This is a genomic window from Propioniciclava sp., assembly GCF_036744435.1.
Classification (GTDB): domain Bacteria; phylum Actinomycetota; class Actinomycetes; order Propionibacteriales; family Propionibacteriaceae; genus Propioniciclava.
In genome coordinates, this window is sequence record NZ_DAIOIA010000022.1 from 691 (window position 1) to 15,048 (window position 14,358).

The 14,358-nt window shown below is 70.7% G+C and carries 15 protein-coding genes and 1 tRNA gene; 12 read left to right on the top strand and 4 right to left on the bottom strand.

Features of this window, described 5'->3' with window-relative positions:
• Positions 1–52: 52 nt before the first annotated feature.
• Together V7E09_RS04540 and V7E09_RS04545 are read left to right on the top strand one after the other, a co-directional pair.
• On the top strand, positions 53–1,189 hold the full coding sequence (locus V7E09_RS04540) for a winged helix DNA-binding domain-containing protein (protein ID WP_324509713.1): 1,137 nt from the start codon (positions 53–55) through the stop codon (positions 1,187–1,189).
• Positions 1,190–1,234: 45 nt separating this feature from the next.
• Complete coding sequence (locus V7E09_RS04545) at positions 1,235–1,708, top strand: GNAT family N-acetyltransferase (RefSeq protein ID WP_324509714.1); 474 nt, start codon at positions 1,235–1,237, stop codon at positions 1,706–1,708.
• A 163-nt stretch (positions 1,709–1,871) separates the two neighbouring features.
• Here V7E09_RS04545 and V7E09_RS04550 read toward each other — a convergent pair whose 3' ends face one another.
• Complete coding sequence (locus tag V7E09_RS04550; RefSeq protein ID WP_324509715.1) at positions 1,872–2,669, bottom strand: helix-turn-helix domain-containing protein; 798 nt, start codon at positions 2,667–2,669, stop codon at positions 1,872–1,874.
• Positions 2,670–2,763: 94 nt separating this feature from the next.
• Here V7E09_RS04550 and V7E09_RS04555 point away from each other — a divergent pair, with 94 nt between their 5' ends.
• The 5 genes from V7E09_RS04555 (at position 2,764) to V7E09_RS04575 (ending at position 8,627) form a co-directional block, all read left to right on the top strand.
• Entirely contained in the window at positions 2,764–3,723 is a 960-nt protein-coding gene (locus tag V7E09_RS04555) for an ABC transporter ATP-binding protein (RefSeq protein WP_324509716.1), read from the top strand.
• Positions 3,720–4,499, top strand: coding sequence for an ABC transporter permease (locus V7E09_RS04560; protein WP_324509717.1), 780 nt, complete (start codon positions 3,720–3,722; stop codon positions 4,497–4,499). Before V7E09_RS04555 ends, V7E09_RS04560 begins: the two co-directional genes overlap by 4 nt.
• 148 nt (positions 4,500–4,647) lie before the next feature.
• Positions 4,648–5,175 carry an NfeD family protein gene (locus V7E09_RS04565; RefSeq protein WP_324509718.1) on the top strand — a complete coding sequence of 176 codons (528 nt, stop codon included), beginning with the start codon at positions 4,648–4,650 and terminating at the stop codon, positions 5,173–5,175.
• A gap of 23 nt (positions 5,176–5,198) precedes the next feature.
• The gene (locus V7E09_RS04570; RefSeq protein ID WP_324509719.1) at positions 5,199–6,710 is read left to right on the top strand and encodes a flotillin family protein; all 1,512 of its coding nucleotides are present in this window, start codon (positions 5,199–5,201) and stop codon (positions 6,708–6,710) included.
• Positions 6,711–6,812: 102 nt separating this feature from the next.
• Positions 6,813–8,627 (top strand): hypothetical protein, encoded by a 1,815-nt coding sequence (locus tag V7E09_RS04575; RefSeq protein WP_324523075.1) that lies wholly within the window; start codon positions 6,813–6,815, stop codon positions 8,625–8,627.
• Between the two features lie 78 nt (positions 8,628–8,705).
• Here the strand turns inward: V7E09_RS04575 and V7E09_RS04580 are convergent, their stop codons facing one another.
• Entirely contained in the window at positions 8,706–9,662 is a 957-nt protein-coding gene (locus V7E09_RS04580) for a 4-hydroxy-3-methylbut-2-enyl diphosphate reductase (protein WP_324509721.1), read from the bottom strand.
• Positions 9,663–9,723: 61 nt separating this feature from the next.
• Between V7E09_RS04580 and V7E09_RS04585 the strand changes: the two genes are divergently transcribed.
• The 4 genes from V7E09_RS04585 (at position 9,724) to V7E09_RS04600 (ending at position 12,046) form a co-directional block, all read left to right on the top strand.
• On the top strand, positions 9,724–10,374 hold the full coding sequence (locus V7E09_RS04585) for a nucleoside/nucleotide kinase family protein (protein WP_324509722.1): 651 nt from the start codon (positions 9,724–9,726) through the stop codon (positions 10,372–10,374).
• 79 nt (positions 10,375–10,453) lie between these two features.
• Positions 10,454–11,698 carry an exodeoxyribonuclease VII large subunit gene (gene xseA, locus V7E09_RS04590; RefSeq protein WP_324509723.1) on the top strand — a complete coding sequence of 415 codons (1,245 nt, stop codon included), beginning with the start codon at positions 10,454–10,456 and terminating at the stop codon, positions 11,696–11,698.
• Positions 11,695–11,898: an exodeoxyribonuclease VII small subunit gene (locus V7E09_RS04595; protein WP_324509724.1), complete on the top strand. Its 204-nt coding sequence runs from the start codon at positions 11,695–11,697 to the stop codon at positions 11,896–11,898. Before xseA ends, V7E09_RS04595 begins: the two co-directional genes overlap by 4 nt.
• Before the next feature lie 72 nt (positions 11,899–11,970).
• Positions 11,971–12,046, top strand: a tRNA-Glu gene (locus tag V7E09_RS04600).
• Between the two features lie 44 nt (positions 12,047–12,090).
• On the opposite strand, the gene V7E09_RS04605 is transcribed toward V7E09_RS04600, so the two are convergent.
• The gene (locus V7E09_RS04605; protein WP_324509725.1) at positions 12,091–12,786 is read right to left on the bottom strand and encodes a DUF4097 family beta strand repeat-containing protein; all 696 of its coding nucleotides are present in this window, start codon (positions 12,784–12,786) and stop codon (positions 12,091–12,093) included.
• The gene (locus V7E09_RS04610) at positions 12,786–13,628 is read right to left on the bottom strand and encodes a TMEM175 family protein (protein ID WP_324509726.1); all 843 of its coding nucleotides are present in this window, start codon (positions 13,626–13,628) and stop codon (positions 12,786–12,788) included. The genes V7E09_RS04605 and V7E09_RS04610 overlap by 1 nt, the downstream gene beginning before the upstream one ends.
• 152 nt (positions 13,629–13,780) lie before the next feature.
• On the opposite strand from V7E09_RS04610, the gene V7E09_RS04615 reads away from it, so the two are divergent.
• Positions 13,781–14,299, top strand: coding sequence for a MarR family winged helix-turn-helix transcriptional regulator (locus tag V7E09_RS04615; protein ID WP_324509727.1), 519 nt, complete (start codon positions 13,781–13,783; stop codon positions 14,297–14,299).
• Positions 14,300–14,358 lie beyond the last annotated feature (59 nt).

Genomic DNA, 14,358 nt, shown 5'->3' on the forward strand with positions numbered 1-14,358 from the left:
AGGCGCTGCCCGCTGCGGCGCGCGCGGCCGCCGCGGCCCGGCCCTGACGGGCATGGATCGCCGCGAGCTGTGGGTGACGCGGCTGGCGTTGCAGCAGCTCGTCGGCGCTCCCGCCGCCGACGTCGAGGGCGCGGTGGCGGCGTCGCTGGCCGTCCAGAGCCAGGACGTCCCGCTGGCCCACGACTCCCTCGCGCAGCGCACCGGCGCCACCGCCGCCCGGGCCACGGACGCCTTGGACGCGGGCCGCATCATCCGCACCCACGTGCTGCGTCCCACCTGGCACCACGTCGCGGCCGCGGACGTCCGCTGGCTGCTGGCGCTGACCTCCCCGAAGGTGCTCTCGGGGATGCGGGCCCGCCATCGGCAGTTGGCGTTGTCCGAACCGGCCACGCTCGCCGCCGAGGTGGACGTGCTGCTGGGCGAGGTGGCGCAGGGGCCGCGCACCCGGGCCGATCTGGGGGCCGTGTTCGCCCGGCGCTGGGATCGCGCCGATCCGCTGTTTTGGCAGCGCCTGTCCCACCTCTGCATGATCGCCGAACTGGAGGCGCTGATCTGCTCGGGCCCGGTCGATCCGGCCGGGCTGAACGGCCACACCTACGCGCTCGCCGACGCCCGCCTGCCCTCGACGCCGCAGCGTTCACCTGAGGAGGCGACCACCGAGTTGGTGGCGCGCTTCTTCGCCTCACACGGACCGGTCGCACTTCGTGACCTGCAGCGGTGGACGCGGCTGAACCTGGGCGAGATCCGGGGCGCGATCGCGTCGCTGGGGCCCAGCCTCGGCAGCGTCGAGGTCAACGGCGAGACCCTGTGGTTCGGCGCGCAGGCGATGGCGGAGCGCGGCCCCGGTTCGGCCGGGTTTGCTGCGGCTCGTCGCCGCGCCGAGGGCGCCTGGCTGCTGTCCACCTTCGACGAAGCGGCGCTGACGCATGGGACTCTGCCACTGCCCCTGCTGCCTGGCTCGACCCCGAGCGCCGCGAAGTACGGCGAGTCGGGTGGCGGCCCGATGTTCTGGGATCTGCACCTAGCCGGGGCTTGGAAGCGCACGCTGGTCAAGGGGCGTTTCACCGTCCGCCTCATCGCCGCCGGCCCTCTGCCGCAGCTGGCCCGGACGGCCCTGGTCGCACAAGCCGAGGCGTTGGCTCACCGAGCCGGGTTCGCCGAGGCCGACATCGTGGTCGATGAGGTCTGAACCAACGCATTCAGTGACATATCGTCGCGCCCTACGATGAACACCATGAACACCGGCGTGATCGTACGTTCTGCTCACCATAACGATCGCGTGCGCTGGGAAGCGATGTTCGATGCTTACCGGAGCGGGGCGGGGTTGAGCGCAGATCCCGTCGTGAACGGTCGTCTGTGGAGCTGGATCTGCGACACGTCGAATCCCGTCCAGGCGCTCGTCGCCGAAAGTGCCGGTGGGCTGCTCGGGTTCGCTCACTTCCGGCGCTTCCCTCGTCCGATCATGGCCGACGAAGGCCTGTTCCTCGACGACCTCTTCACCACTCCGCACGCTCGTGGCCGTGGAGTCGCACGAGCGCTCTTGGATCAGCTCACAGGGCAGGTGCTCACTGGAGACTTGGCGACTCTCAGGTGGACAACCAAGCCCAGCAACACCGCAGCCCGACGGATCTATGAGAGCTACGGAGTCTTAGCCGACTCGCTCACCTACGACTCCGGCTCTCACGGTGCTATCAGGTCTTCTGTGTGACTGATCATCGATTATCAGGTGAACGCCGTCTGAGCCTGCTTCGACGGTGATCGCGAAGGCAGTCGACGCCAGCTTTCCACCGGGTCACCCCACGTGCTCTGCACGTGCAGGTCGGGTCCGGTAACCGGTCGATCGGCTCGAGCACCTCTCGAGGAGACGCGCCCTAGTCGAGCAACCGGGCGATGATCCGGGCGCCGGACTCGGCGCTGACGGGGGGCCCGAGGACGTGCGCCCCCAGCGTCGCCCAGTTGAGCACCGACAGGACGGCGAGCACCGTGTCGAAGTCTTCCTGGGTGGGCTCCGGGGCCGGATCGGTGACGCCGTCGCGGGCGCAGCGTCTCCGGGCCACCTGCTCCGCGAGCCCCTCGAAGGCCGCCCGGTAGGCAGCGGCGAGTTCGGCGGAGTCGTCGGGGTGCCGCAGCGCGTAGGCGAGGATCTCCAGGGCCAGCAGCATGGCCGGGTCCTCCCCCAGCCTGACGAGGTGCCCGGCCAGAGCCGGCTCGTCGATGGCTCCCGTCTCAAGCCCGGGCAGGGCGTCACAGTGGGATGTCGCGGCGACGCTGCCCAGCGCGATCGCCAGGAACAGGTCGCGCTTGGAGCCGAAGTGGGCGTACACCGCGCCCTTGGTGTACCCGGCGTCGCGGGCGATGTCGTCGACGCTGGCGCCCTCAAATCCGCGGGCGGCGAAGACGCGCGCGCCCGCCGCCAGCAGGTCCGCCCTGGTCTGGTCCGCCTTGCGCGGGCGCCGGTCGTCGCGGCGTGACACCTGCTCCGACAAGGTGGCGGAGGCTGCCGAGATGTCGGCCGCGGCCCCCCGCAGGCTGCTGGTCACCGCATCGCTGAACGCGGTGCCCGCGTCCGCTGCCTGCCGGGCTTGGCTTCCGAGGGCGTGGGCCAGCTGGCTGGCCGCCTCAGCGAGGGCCTTGCTGGCCGCGCCGAGCGACTCCCGATCCTGCTCCATGCCCTCATGATAGCCCGCACATACCGACCGGTTGATACCCCTCGGTATTGGGCGTACCGTTCGCCACATACTTATCAGTATGAAAGGTGAGAATATGGCTTCCGATGTGCTGCGCGTCACGCAGTTGAGCAAGCGCTACCGAGGACGCCGCGGCGTCCAGGCGAACGACGGCATCGATCTGGACATCGCGCCCGGGCAGGTCGTGGGACTCCTCGGACACAACGGCGCGGGCAAGACCACCCTGGTCAACCAGATCGTCGGCCTGGTGCGCCCAGACTCCGGGCGCATCGAGGTCGGCGGCGTGGACGCGGTCGCCCGCCCGGACGCCGCCCGGCGACTGGTGTCCGTCCAGGCCCAGGCCAACGTCCCCATCAGCGGGCTGAGCCCGCGCCGCGCCGTCGAACTGGTGGGCCGCATCCGCGGCGCCGATGCCGAGGCCACGCGCCGACGGACGTCGGCGCTGCTGGACGCCCTCGACCTGGATGCCTGGGCGGACACCCCCGCCGAGAAGGTCTCCGGAGGCATCGCCCGGCTGACCGCCTTCGCCATGACGGCTGTCGCCCCCGGAGCGCTCGTCGTCTTGGACGAGCCCACCAACGACGTCGACCCGGTGCGCCGCCGCCTGTTGTGGGACCAGATCCGCGGGCTGGCCGACCACGGCTGCGGAGTCCTGCTCGTCACCCACAACGTCAGCGAGGCCGAACGGGTCGTGGATCACCTGGCCGTCCTGGATCGCGGCGCGGTCGTGGCGTCCGGGACGCCCGCCTCCCTGACGGCGCGCCTGAGCGGCACCTTGACATTGGAAGCCGACCTCGCCCCGCACGCCCGCGTGCCGTGGCCGGGCGCCGCCCGCAACGTCACCGTGGAGCACCTGCGCGCCACGGCGACCGTCGAGGCCGAACGCGCCGCGGACATGGTGCGCTGGGCCCAAGGCGAGGTCACCGACGGCCGCCTGGAGCGCTACGCCCTCAAGCCGGCCTCTCTGGAGGACGTCTACGTCGCCCTCGTCGGGGAGCCGCACGCGTCCGAGGCGATGGCGGCGGTGGCGGCATGACGCTCACCACCACGACCACCCGCCCGCTGATCTCCCGGTGGGGGGAGGGAACCCGCCAGACGCTGCTGTTGGCCCAGTGGCAGCTGCGTCGCCAGGCGCAGCACCTGCCCCTGCTCGTCGCCGTCCAGGGATTCATCGCCGTCGCCACCATCCTCGGCTACGGGCTCCTCATCGGCGACCCCGACCCTGCCGCCGCCCTCTTCCTCGCCACGGGGGCCCCGACCATCACCTTGATCTCCGTGGGGCTGGTGATGACGCCGCAGATGGTCGTCCAGGGCCGCACCGAGGGCTCCCTGGACTGGATGCGCACCCTGCCGGTCCCGCGCATCGGCTTCCTGCTCAGCGACCTGATGGTGTGGACGCTGATCGCCCTGCCCGGCATGGTGTTGGGCATCGCCGCGGGGGTGTGGCGGTTCGGGATCCAGCTCTCGATCGCACCTTGGTTCGTCCCGGCGGCGCTCCTGGTGTCGCTGACCGCGGCCGCGGTCGGGTACGCGATGGCGACGCTGCTGCCCGCCGCCGTGGCCATGATCATGACGCAGGCGCTCATCTTCGTCGTCCTGCTGTTCTCGCCGGTCTCCTATCCGGCCGACCGGATGCCGGGCTGGCTGCAGGAGGCCCATCGGTGGCTACCGATCGAGCCGATGGCTCAGCTCATCCGGGCCGGGCTGGCCCAAGACACCTTCACAATGCCGGGACGCTCGCTGGCGGTGCTGGCGGTCTGGGCCTGCGTCGCGCTCACCGGAGCAGCCCTCGCACTTCGCACGCGCACGTGAGTGTTGCCCTGAGGCGTCCCGGGCGCGGCGCCTTAGGGGCCCACGGCCACCGCAAGATTGGTGCTGGGGACCCGGTCGATCCGGCGCGATGACCGATAGAGTGGCGGCACCACCGCCCCGTGACCATCCCCCCTAAGGAGTTGTCTACGTGACCACGTTCCTCGTCCTCGGCGGAGCGGGCATCGTGCTGGTGGTGCTTTCCCTCCTCCTCGGCGACGTGTTGGAAGGTGTCCTGCACCTGGACGCCCTCGACAACGATCTGTTCTCCGTCTCCACCCTCGCCGCGTTCATCGGCTCGCTCGGGTTCGGCGGAGCCATCGGCTTGGCGCTCAGCGGCAGCCTCCCGATCGCCCTCGCGACCGGGCTGGTGGTCGGGCTGGTGGCCGCCTTCGGCGCACTGCGGCTCACGCGCGCGCTGCGGCGTGACGACGCCACCAGTTTCTCCGCCGACTCGCTGATCGGCCATACCGCGACCGTCATCACGGCGATCCCGTCCAACGGCTATGGCGAGGTCCGGCTCAGCGTCGGCGGCCACGTGCGCAAGTACGCCGCCCGCTGCGCCCGCCCGGTGGACGCCGGGGAGACCGTCTGGGTCTCGGCCGTGGTGTCTCCCACCGCCATCGCGGTCACCCCCCTCGAGCGCGACGATCCCGCATTGCCCCCGCCCTCTGCTTGAGACAACCCCCTGAAAGGAACTCCATGCCCTTCCCTCCACTCGTCACCGGCATCCTCGGCCTGATCGTTCTGGTCGTTGTCGTCGGCCTGCTGATCGCGGGCCGCTACAAGGTCGCCAAGCCCAACGAGGCCTTCATCCTCACCGGCCGCAAAGGCAAGGAGGTGCGCAACCCGGAGACCGGCCTGGTCTCCACCGACCTGTCGGGTCAGAAGGTGGTGATGGGCGGCGGCATCTTCGTCGTGCCCTTCATCCAGCGGCTCCACGTGCTCGACCTGAGCTCGCGCCGCATCATGGTCACGATCCGCAACGCGGTGTCCGGTCAGGGCATCAAGCTGAACGTCGACGGAGTCGCCATCGTCAAGGTCGGCGGTAACGAGGACTCGATCCGCGCGGCCGCGCAGCGATTCCTCTCCCAGCAGGACGAGATCGAGACCTTCACCCAGGAGACGCTGGCGGGCTCGCTGCGCTCCATCGTCGGCTCGCTGACGGTCGAGCAGATCATCCGTGACCGCGCAGCGTTCGCCCAGCGGGTCACCGACGAGTCGGAGGCATCCCTGACGGGCCAGGGCCTGGTGCTGGACACCTTCCAGATCCAGGACATCACCGACGACGGCACCTACCTCTCCGACCTCGGGCGTCCCGAGTCGGCCAAGGTGGGACGCCTGGCGGCCGTCGCGGAGGCGGAGGCCCGCCGGGAGGCCGAGCAGGCGCAGATCGCCGCCGAACAGGAGATCGCGATCTCGCAGCGGGCGCTGGTCCTGAAGCAGGCCGAGATCCAGTCCGAGACGGACGCGGCGCGCGCCCAGGCTGCGGCCTCCGGCCCACTGGCCCAGGCCGACCGGGACCAGGCCATCTTGCAGGAGCAGGAGAAGGTGGCCGTCGCTCAGGCAGCCTTGAAGGAGCGTCAGCTCGACACCGAGGTGCGCCGCCCGGCCGACGCCGAGCGCTACCGCGTCGAGACGGCGGCCGAAGCCCAGCGGAACGCGGCGATCTTCGAGGCCGACGCCGAGAAGGCCGCCTCCATCGCCAACGCTGAGGCGGAAGCGGAGAAGGCGCGCCTGACCGGTGTGGGCGAGAAGTCCCGCCGGTCGGCCCTGGCCGAGGCCGAGGCTGTCGAGGGCGCGAAGCGAGGCGAGGCCGAGAAGGCTCGTCGTATCGCGGAGGCCGAGGCCGTGCGCGCCGAAGGTGAGGCCAAGGCCGCAGCCGTTCTGGCGGTCGGTCAGGCGGAGGCTGAGGCGATGAACAAGCGTGCGGAGGCGTTCAAGAACTACAACGACGCCGCCGTGCTGCAGATGCTCGTCGAGATCCTGCCGGAGATGGCCGGGAAGATCGCGGCACCGCTGGGCAGCATCGACAAGCTGACGGTGGTCTCCACCGACGGCGCCAGCCAGCTTCCCAAGCAGGTCACCGACACGCTCACGCAGACGCTGCAGATGGTGTCCGACACCACCGGCTTCGACCTGCAGGCTCTGATCAATCGGGTCGGCCACAAGAGCGACCTGCCCACGACGACCGTTTCCGGAACCGTCGAGTAGCACTCCGTTTCACCCTGCCTACGACGCCGACCCGAGCCCCGTGCCCGGGTCGGCGTCGCCGCGTACACTCCCAGGCATCCATCGCCGTCGTGAGGATCCCCCATGAGCCCGAGCAGCAACTACCACAGGCGCCTCAAGGAGGCCGCCTCGCAGGTCAAGAAGCTGCGGGGCTGGGCCGGGAGCGACGCGAGCGTCGGTGAGGCGCTGGTGGACGCCCTCAACGAGCTCACCGCCTTGCGGCTGCTCGGCCATGCCTACGCCGAGTCGGCCGCCGACGCCCAGGACGCCCTGACCCGGGCCAACGCGTTGGTCGCCGAGCACGGCGCCGTCGGCCCGTTCACCCCCGTCGATGACGCGGTGCGGTTCGTCACGGCGACCGCCGCGCTCGCGCGCGTCCAGGCCGGGCTCGGGCAGCCTGGGGCCGGAGCGGCGACGGCGGCGGCCGCGCAGGCCTGGGCCGGCCTGCTGCCGCACGTCGACCTGGCCCCCTACCTGACGGCTCGCACCGCCTCCTGGCTGCTGCAGGTCCGCGCCAGCGGAGCGCTCGCCGCCCGGGATCTGGGCCCCGCCAATGCCTTCGCCGACGCGGCGGTGCTGCGGGTCCGGGAGGGCGAGTTGTCCGGCGTCGACGCCCCGGCGCGGGTGGACGCCCTTCTCGTGGCCGCAGCCACGCGCACCGCGGCGGGGCTCCTTCAGGACGCGGCGGCCTTCGCCGCCGAGGCGCAGGCCGTCGCCCAGGCGTCCTTGGACGACGCCGACGGCTCTTCTTCGTCGGCTCGTCCGCACACCGACGGCCGACTCGGCGCCCTGGCCGCCGCTGGCGGGGCTCGTGCGGACGCTGAGCTTGCCCAAGGGAGGTGGCAACAGGCGGCGTCGACCCGGCAGGGGCTGGTGTCCGCGCTCGGGCACCGGGCCGTGTCGGTGAGGGAGCGGGCCGTGACCGAGCAGACCCGTGCCGACCTCGCGCGTGACCTGGCCGACGGCGGGGACGCCGACGCCGCCCTGACCGCCGCCGAGGCGGCCGCCCAGGGCGTCGGGCGGCTGACCGCGCTGGGCGGTGAGGAGATCCTTCCCGCTCAGTTCGCCGCGGCGACCGTGCTGGCCGAGGCGCTGCTGCGGGCGGGCCGGACGAACGATGCCGCCGACGCACTCGTGGCCGTGCTCGGCCGCGACTCCTCGCTGCGGCTTCCGCCCTCCGCTCGGGCGTGGCGGGTGGTCGCGCTGCTGCGGCTCGCCGAGGCCCAGCGGGCCGCAGGCGAGGAGGCCGCCGCGACGACGCAGGACCGCGCGATGGAGTTGCTCGGGCGCGTCCTCGCCGAGGATCCGTATGCGACCGTGTCCGCGGATGCTTCGCCCGCCGTGCGGGCGCTGGCTGCGGCGCGGGGCGTCCTGCCGCCCGGCCCTGGCCCGGCACCCAGTTGGCACGCGCTGGACGACGCGAGCGCCTGGAGCGCGAGCACCCGGGGTGGACTCTCGGTGGCGGACGCGGTCGCCCCGGTCCCGCAGGCCCCGCGGGAGGTGCCCGACCCACAGGTGGTGACGGCGCCCGGCGGCGATGTGGCGACGACGGTTCCCGCGGCTGAGGACCGCGAGCCGTCGCGCTCGATGGCAGAGGACCTGGGCGCAAGCGCGCCGGACGAGGCGGCGTCGCCCGATCTGGTGACCGCCTGGCAGACGGCACGCGCGTCGCTGGAGGCGGCGGTGACCCAAGGCGACCGCCGCACCGTGCTGGAGGCGTCCCAGGCCGTCGTGGACGCCCTGCGTCCGCTGGTGGTCACCGACGCGGCCCGCTGGACGCCCGACCTGGTCACGGCGCTGGAAGCGCTCGGCGAGGCGACCTTCCGCGCGGGCGACTGGTGGGGTTCGCGGGCGCCCCGGCGGGAGGCCAAGGCCCTGTCCAAGGGGCTCCCCCGCTGAGCGGACCGTTCAGGCGCCCGGGCGAGCGCGCAGCCCGTCGAACGCGATGACGACTCTGCCCGGTGCCGCGGCCTGACCTCAGCGCCCGGTGCGCTGCTTGAGGTCCTTGCGGAGTTCGGGCGGGAGGGCGAACGTGAGGTTCTCCTCGGTGAGGCGCTCCTCGACCGCCGCCGGGAACCCGTTCGCCTGCAGGTGATCCAGCACGCCCTGGACGAGCGCGTCCGGCACCGAGGCTCCCGAGGTGACGCCGACCCGCTCGACCCCGTCGAGCCAGGCGGGGTCGATCTCGCCGGCGTTGTCGACGCGGTGGGACGCCTTGGCGCCCGCCTCCAGGGCGACCTCGACCAGGCGAACGGAGTTGGAGGAGTTCTTCGAGCCGACGACGATCACCAGATCGGCATTCTGGGCGATCTGCTTAACCGCGGACTGCCGGTTCTGGGTGGCGTAGCAGATGTCGTCACTGGGCGGGTCGATGAGCAGCGGGAACTTCTCCCGCAGCTTGCTGACCGTCTCCCAGGTCTCGTCGACGCTGAGGGTGGTCTGGGACAGCCAGGCGACGCGGGACGGATCCTCCACTTCGACCCCGGCGACGTCGTCGGGATGCTCGACGAGGATGGTGCGTTCGGGCGCCTCCCCCATCGTGCCCTCGACCTCCTCGTGCCCGGCGTGGCCGATGAGCAGGATCTGCTGACCCTGACCGGCGAACCGCTTCGCCTCGTGATGCACCTTGGTGACCAGCGGGCAGGTGGCGTCGATCGTCTTGAGCTGACGCGACTTCGCCTCCTCGTGGACCGCCGGGCTGACCCCGTGAGCAGAGAACACCACGGTGGCCCCCTCGGGGACCTCGCTGAGTTCCTCCACGAAGACCGCGCCGCGTTGTTCCAGATCCTCCACGACGTGCTTGTTGTGGACGATCTGCTTGCGGACATAGACGGGCGGCCCGTACAGATCGAGGGCCTTCTCGACCGTCACGACGGCCCGGTCGACGCCCGCACAGTATCCGCGCGGGGCGGCCACGACAACGCTCTTGGTCATGTCCCCAGTCTAGACGGCGCCTCTCACCCCCTCCCGCACGGCCTCGGCCACACTGGTGTGCGTGACCTCGCCGCAGCCCTGCACCTTCGACCAACTCCTGCTCCGCGCGGACGCGCTCGCCGCGTCCGGGCGTCGCAGCCTGCTGGGGATCACCGGCGCTCCCGGGGCGGGAAAGTCGACGCTGGCAGCAGGCCTGGCCGACGCCCTGGGTGCTGATCGCGCGGTGGTCGTCCCGATGGACGGCTTCCACCTCGATCAGCGCGTCCTGGAGCGGCTCGGTCGCGCCGACCGCAAGGGCGCACCGGACACCTTCGACGCCACCGGCTACGTGGCCCTGCTGGCCCGGCTCGCCGCACCGGTCGTCGGGGTGCCGGTCTGGGCCCCACGGTTCGACCGGGACCTCGAGCAGCCCATCGCGGGCGCCATCGAGGTGCCCGCGCACGTACCGCTCGTCATCACGGAGGGGAACTACCTCCTCTTCGACGGCCCGTGGGCCGGGGCGGCGCCCCTGTTGTCTTCGACGTGGTTCCTCGCGCCGCACGAGAGCGTGCGGGTGGAGCGCCTCATCGCTCGCCATGTGCACTTCGGGCGTCCGCCCCTCGCGGCACGGGCGTGGGCCTTGGGCCCCGACCAAGCCAACGCCGAGGCGATCGCCGCCACCGCCACCAGGGCGGATCGGATCATCACGGTGGAGGGGCCTCCGGCACGCTGACCCGCCAGCTCTGCGCGGACTGCACCGCGGGCCCGGCGTCGCGAGGGGAATCGTCGCCGCCGCCCCCTACGCTGTGGACGTGGCGCTGGACAGTTCCCCCGAATCACCGCAACCTCTGCGGGTGGTCGTCACCGCGCTCAAAGGCTGGGTGGAGCGCACCTCCCCGATCTGGGTCGAGGGCCAGATCGTCCAGCTCAAGCGGCGCGCCGGGTACGGCGTCCACTTCCTGACGCTGCGCGACAAGCTGGCCGACGTGAGCGTCCAGGTGTCAGTGTCGACGGCGACCCTGGACGCCGCGGGTCCGATCACGGAGGGCACCTTGGTGTCGGCGTGGATGCGGGCCACGGTGTTTGCCAGCAACGGCGCCCTCACCTTCGAGTGCCGCGATCTGCGCCCGTCCGGCGAGGGGCGTCTCCTGGCCCACCTGGAGCAACGCAAGCGTGCTCTGCAGGCCGAGGGGCTGTTCAGCCCGGACCGCAAGCGTCCGCTGCCGTTCCTGCCCACGGCCATCGGCCTGATTACCGGCAAGGACTCGGCAGCAGAACGCGACGTCGTGGAAAACATCGCCCGCCGCTGGCCGGGGGCACGTGTCGTGGTGCACCACGCCCTTATGCAGGGCCCCCACACCGTGGAGCAGGTGATGGCCGGGTTGCGCGCCCTCGACGGCGAGGAGACGGTGCAGGTCATCATCATCGCCCGCGGCGGCGGCTCGATGGAGGATCTGCTGCCGTTCAGCGATGAGACCCTGGCCCGCGCCGTGTTCCATTGCCGGACGCCGGTGATCTCCGCGATCGGGCACGAGACCGACACCCCGATCCTCGATCTGGTGGCCGATCTGCGCGCCTCCACCCCGACCGATGCCGCCAAGCGCGTGGTCCCGGACGCCCTCGCCGAGGCGCAGGTGATCGCCACCGGCCTCAGCCGGCTCCGCGGGGCGATCACCCGTCGCATCCTGGCGGAGCAGCAGTCCCTCGATGCGTTGCGCTCACGGCCGGTCCTGCGCGATCCGAGCGGGGCGCTGACGCTGCACGCCGAGCGCCTCGACGATCTGACCGGGCGCCTGCGGCGCGGCATCCAACGGGGCCTGGAGCGGGAACGCGCCGATCTGGGCCACATCCTGTCGCGGGTGCGCGCGCTGTCGCCGCAGGCCACCCTGGAACGCGGCTACGCCATCCTCACCACCGACGACGGCCGGACCGTGTCCTCCATCGCCCAGGTGGAACCCGACGAGATCATCGTCGCCCGGCTGATCGACGGCGACATCGCCGCCGCGGTCGTCGACGTCGAACCGCACGACCACGACCCGCACCAGGAGGACGCATGAGCGAACCGGAACTGACCTACGAGGAGGCCCGCGAGCAGCTGGTCGCCGTCGTGGCGCAACTGGAGTCGGGGCAGGTGCCGCTGTCGGAGTCGATGGCGCTGTGGGAGCGCGGCGAGAAGCTGGCGGCCCGGTGCCAGGCCTGGCTGGACGGCGCACGGGCCACGGTGGACGCAGCTCGTCAGGCACGCCCGGAATCCTGAGCCGCCGGTGGCCCCCGCCCCCTGGCCAACTTGGACGCCGGCCAGGCGGTGGCCTATGCTCTTAGGGGTCTTGTCCCCATCGTCTAGTGGCCCAGGACTCCGCCCTTTCACGGCGGCAACACGGGTTCGAATCCCGTTGGGGATGCCACATCAGCGTCGGCCTCAGCCGCGCACAGCGAGCCCCTCCCCCCCTTACCAGTCGCGGAACGCGTCTCGGAGATCGAAGGTGCGGTGGGGGGCTCGCGCCAGGCCCCCTTGTGAGAACTCGACCGTGATGGCTCCCCTGCGTGAGGTCGCGCGCAGCTTCCTCGCGCCGTTACCTCCCGAGTCCGGGACCGGAGCGTGCCGGTTCTCGCTGTGGAAGTACCGGGTGTAGTCCTCCTCCAGGCCGCTCACATGGCAGGCGATGGCCCCGCTCTGTGACGAGATGTCGATCAGTTCCGTTGCCTCGATCCCGAAGCAGTTGACCTTGCCGTGATTGCCTCGGACATCGATGACGCGCGCGCCCACCTGTTCGAGCAGGATCTCACCGGTGGTCGACGCCACTCCGATACTCCCCTTCATGGTCACGTCGGTCAGGTGCACCTTCTCACCGCCGCTCTGCAGCACGAGTTTCCCGGCGTAGCCGTTCGGGATCTTGACGATCACGTGTGCGTCTTGCTTGAGATTGATCAGGGAGAGGGGGCCATAGACGGTGACCGCCGCCCTGTCTGTGACTCTCAGGCCCTCGGGCCCCTGCTTCACCACGAGGTGCCGCGTGGCGGAGTCGCGCCAGGTCAACTCAAGGTTGCCACCGTCGCTTCCTATGACCCGGATCCTGAAGATCGTGCAGTCAACCCGGACGCTGCTCACCGCGTCCGCGTCGTACTCGACATGTTTGAGGTTCATCAGTGGTTCTCCTTCATTCTCGTCTCGTAGTGGACGCCCACCCTCGCGCTGTCCATCAGTAGCGCTGCACCGCCGATCAGCAGTGCCGGATAGCACAGGAAACGATCGACCAGGAGGGCCGCAACCGAGGCCGCTACGGTGACGAAGCCGATCACCAGGCCCCCGATCAGCCGTCGGAAACTGAGATCCTGCCGGTATTGCTTGCCGCGATGGATGTCCTGAATGGGTTGCGGCAGCGACATGATCAACTCGTGGAAGAGGTGTGCCGACACGTCCTTGTCATCGCGGTACTTCTCCGCCAGGTTCGCCCTGTTGGCCACGTCCGCCGCTCGCGACCCTTCCGCCGGCACGGCAGGCAACGCCTGCAGCAGTGCCTTGATGTCTTCGAACTGGTGCCGCCTCTCCCCGTGGTCTCGATGCTTGGCGAGGCCGATCATGGCGAGCAGCATCACTTCCATCAGCAGGTAGGTGCCGACGTAGAGGCAGGCGAGCAGGACGTTCCCCGGGTACTCCGACATGGCGCGGGTGAGGATCGGGAAGATGGTCACGACGAACATGAGGGCGAGATTGACCACCATGGCTTCCATCCCGCTGGCCCCGTAGCTGGAGTACAGGGTCGCGTGGACGACCCAGACGCTGGCCAGGACGACGTAGCTGATGAGATAGACGGTGATCTCACCGCCCAGGCTGCCGAGTTCCCCCAGGTCGAACCCGCTCAGGTGCGGGACGGTGATCTCCAGGGCCATCATGGTCATGGCGATCGCGATGATGGCGTCGAACAGCGCCTCCAGCCGCCCCCGGCCACCCTCACCCATGGCGTGGCGACCGACCACCTCGCTCATTGCCACACCGTCCATGAGCCTCGTCCCTCCGGTCCGCATCCTCGCCATCGGAGATCTCTTTGGACCCGAGAGGGCGACGATCATGCGCTTCACACACACTATGCAGCTTGCACATTGATTGCAGGACGCATGCCTGGCTGTACGATGCGCCCATGGACAGCACTCCCGGCCCAGACGGCGCCGAGTCCGGAATCATCGCGGACGTGGAGTCCGCGCTCCAGGTGTTCGACCGCTACCTGAGCATCGTCACGGCCTCAGATCGCCGACGACCCGGTCGGCTGGATCGCGCGGGCTACATTCTGCTCAGCCAGCTCGAGAGCACCACCCTGGCCATCTCCGACCTCAGCGAGATCATGGGACTGGACGTCTCCACCATCAACCGGCGCACGGCCTCACTCATGGCCGACCGCGTCATCGAACGCATCCCCGACCCGGCCGGCGGCATGGCCCGGCACTTCCGCATCACCTCGCAGGGCAGGCGACTGCTCGCCTCGGAGCGGGAAGCCAATCGCCTGGGGTTGCGCCAGATGCTTGTCGGCTGGCGGGCCCAGGATCTAAGCGAACTCGCGCGACTCCTGGGGCAGCTCAACCACAGCATCGAGGCCTCCTCCGGACTCCAGCTACGCAGGGCCGACCCACCCCCGGACATCACCACACCACTCCCCGGCTAGACACAGGGGCGAACGGCAACCCGCGACCCGCCCGCGACGGAAACCCGATTTCACACCCA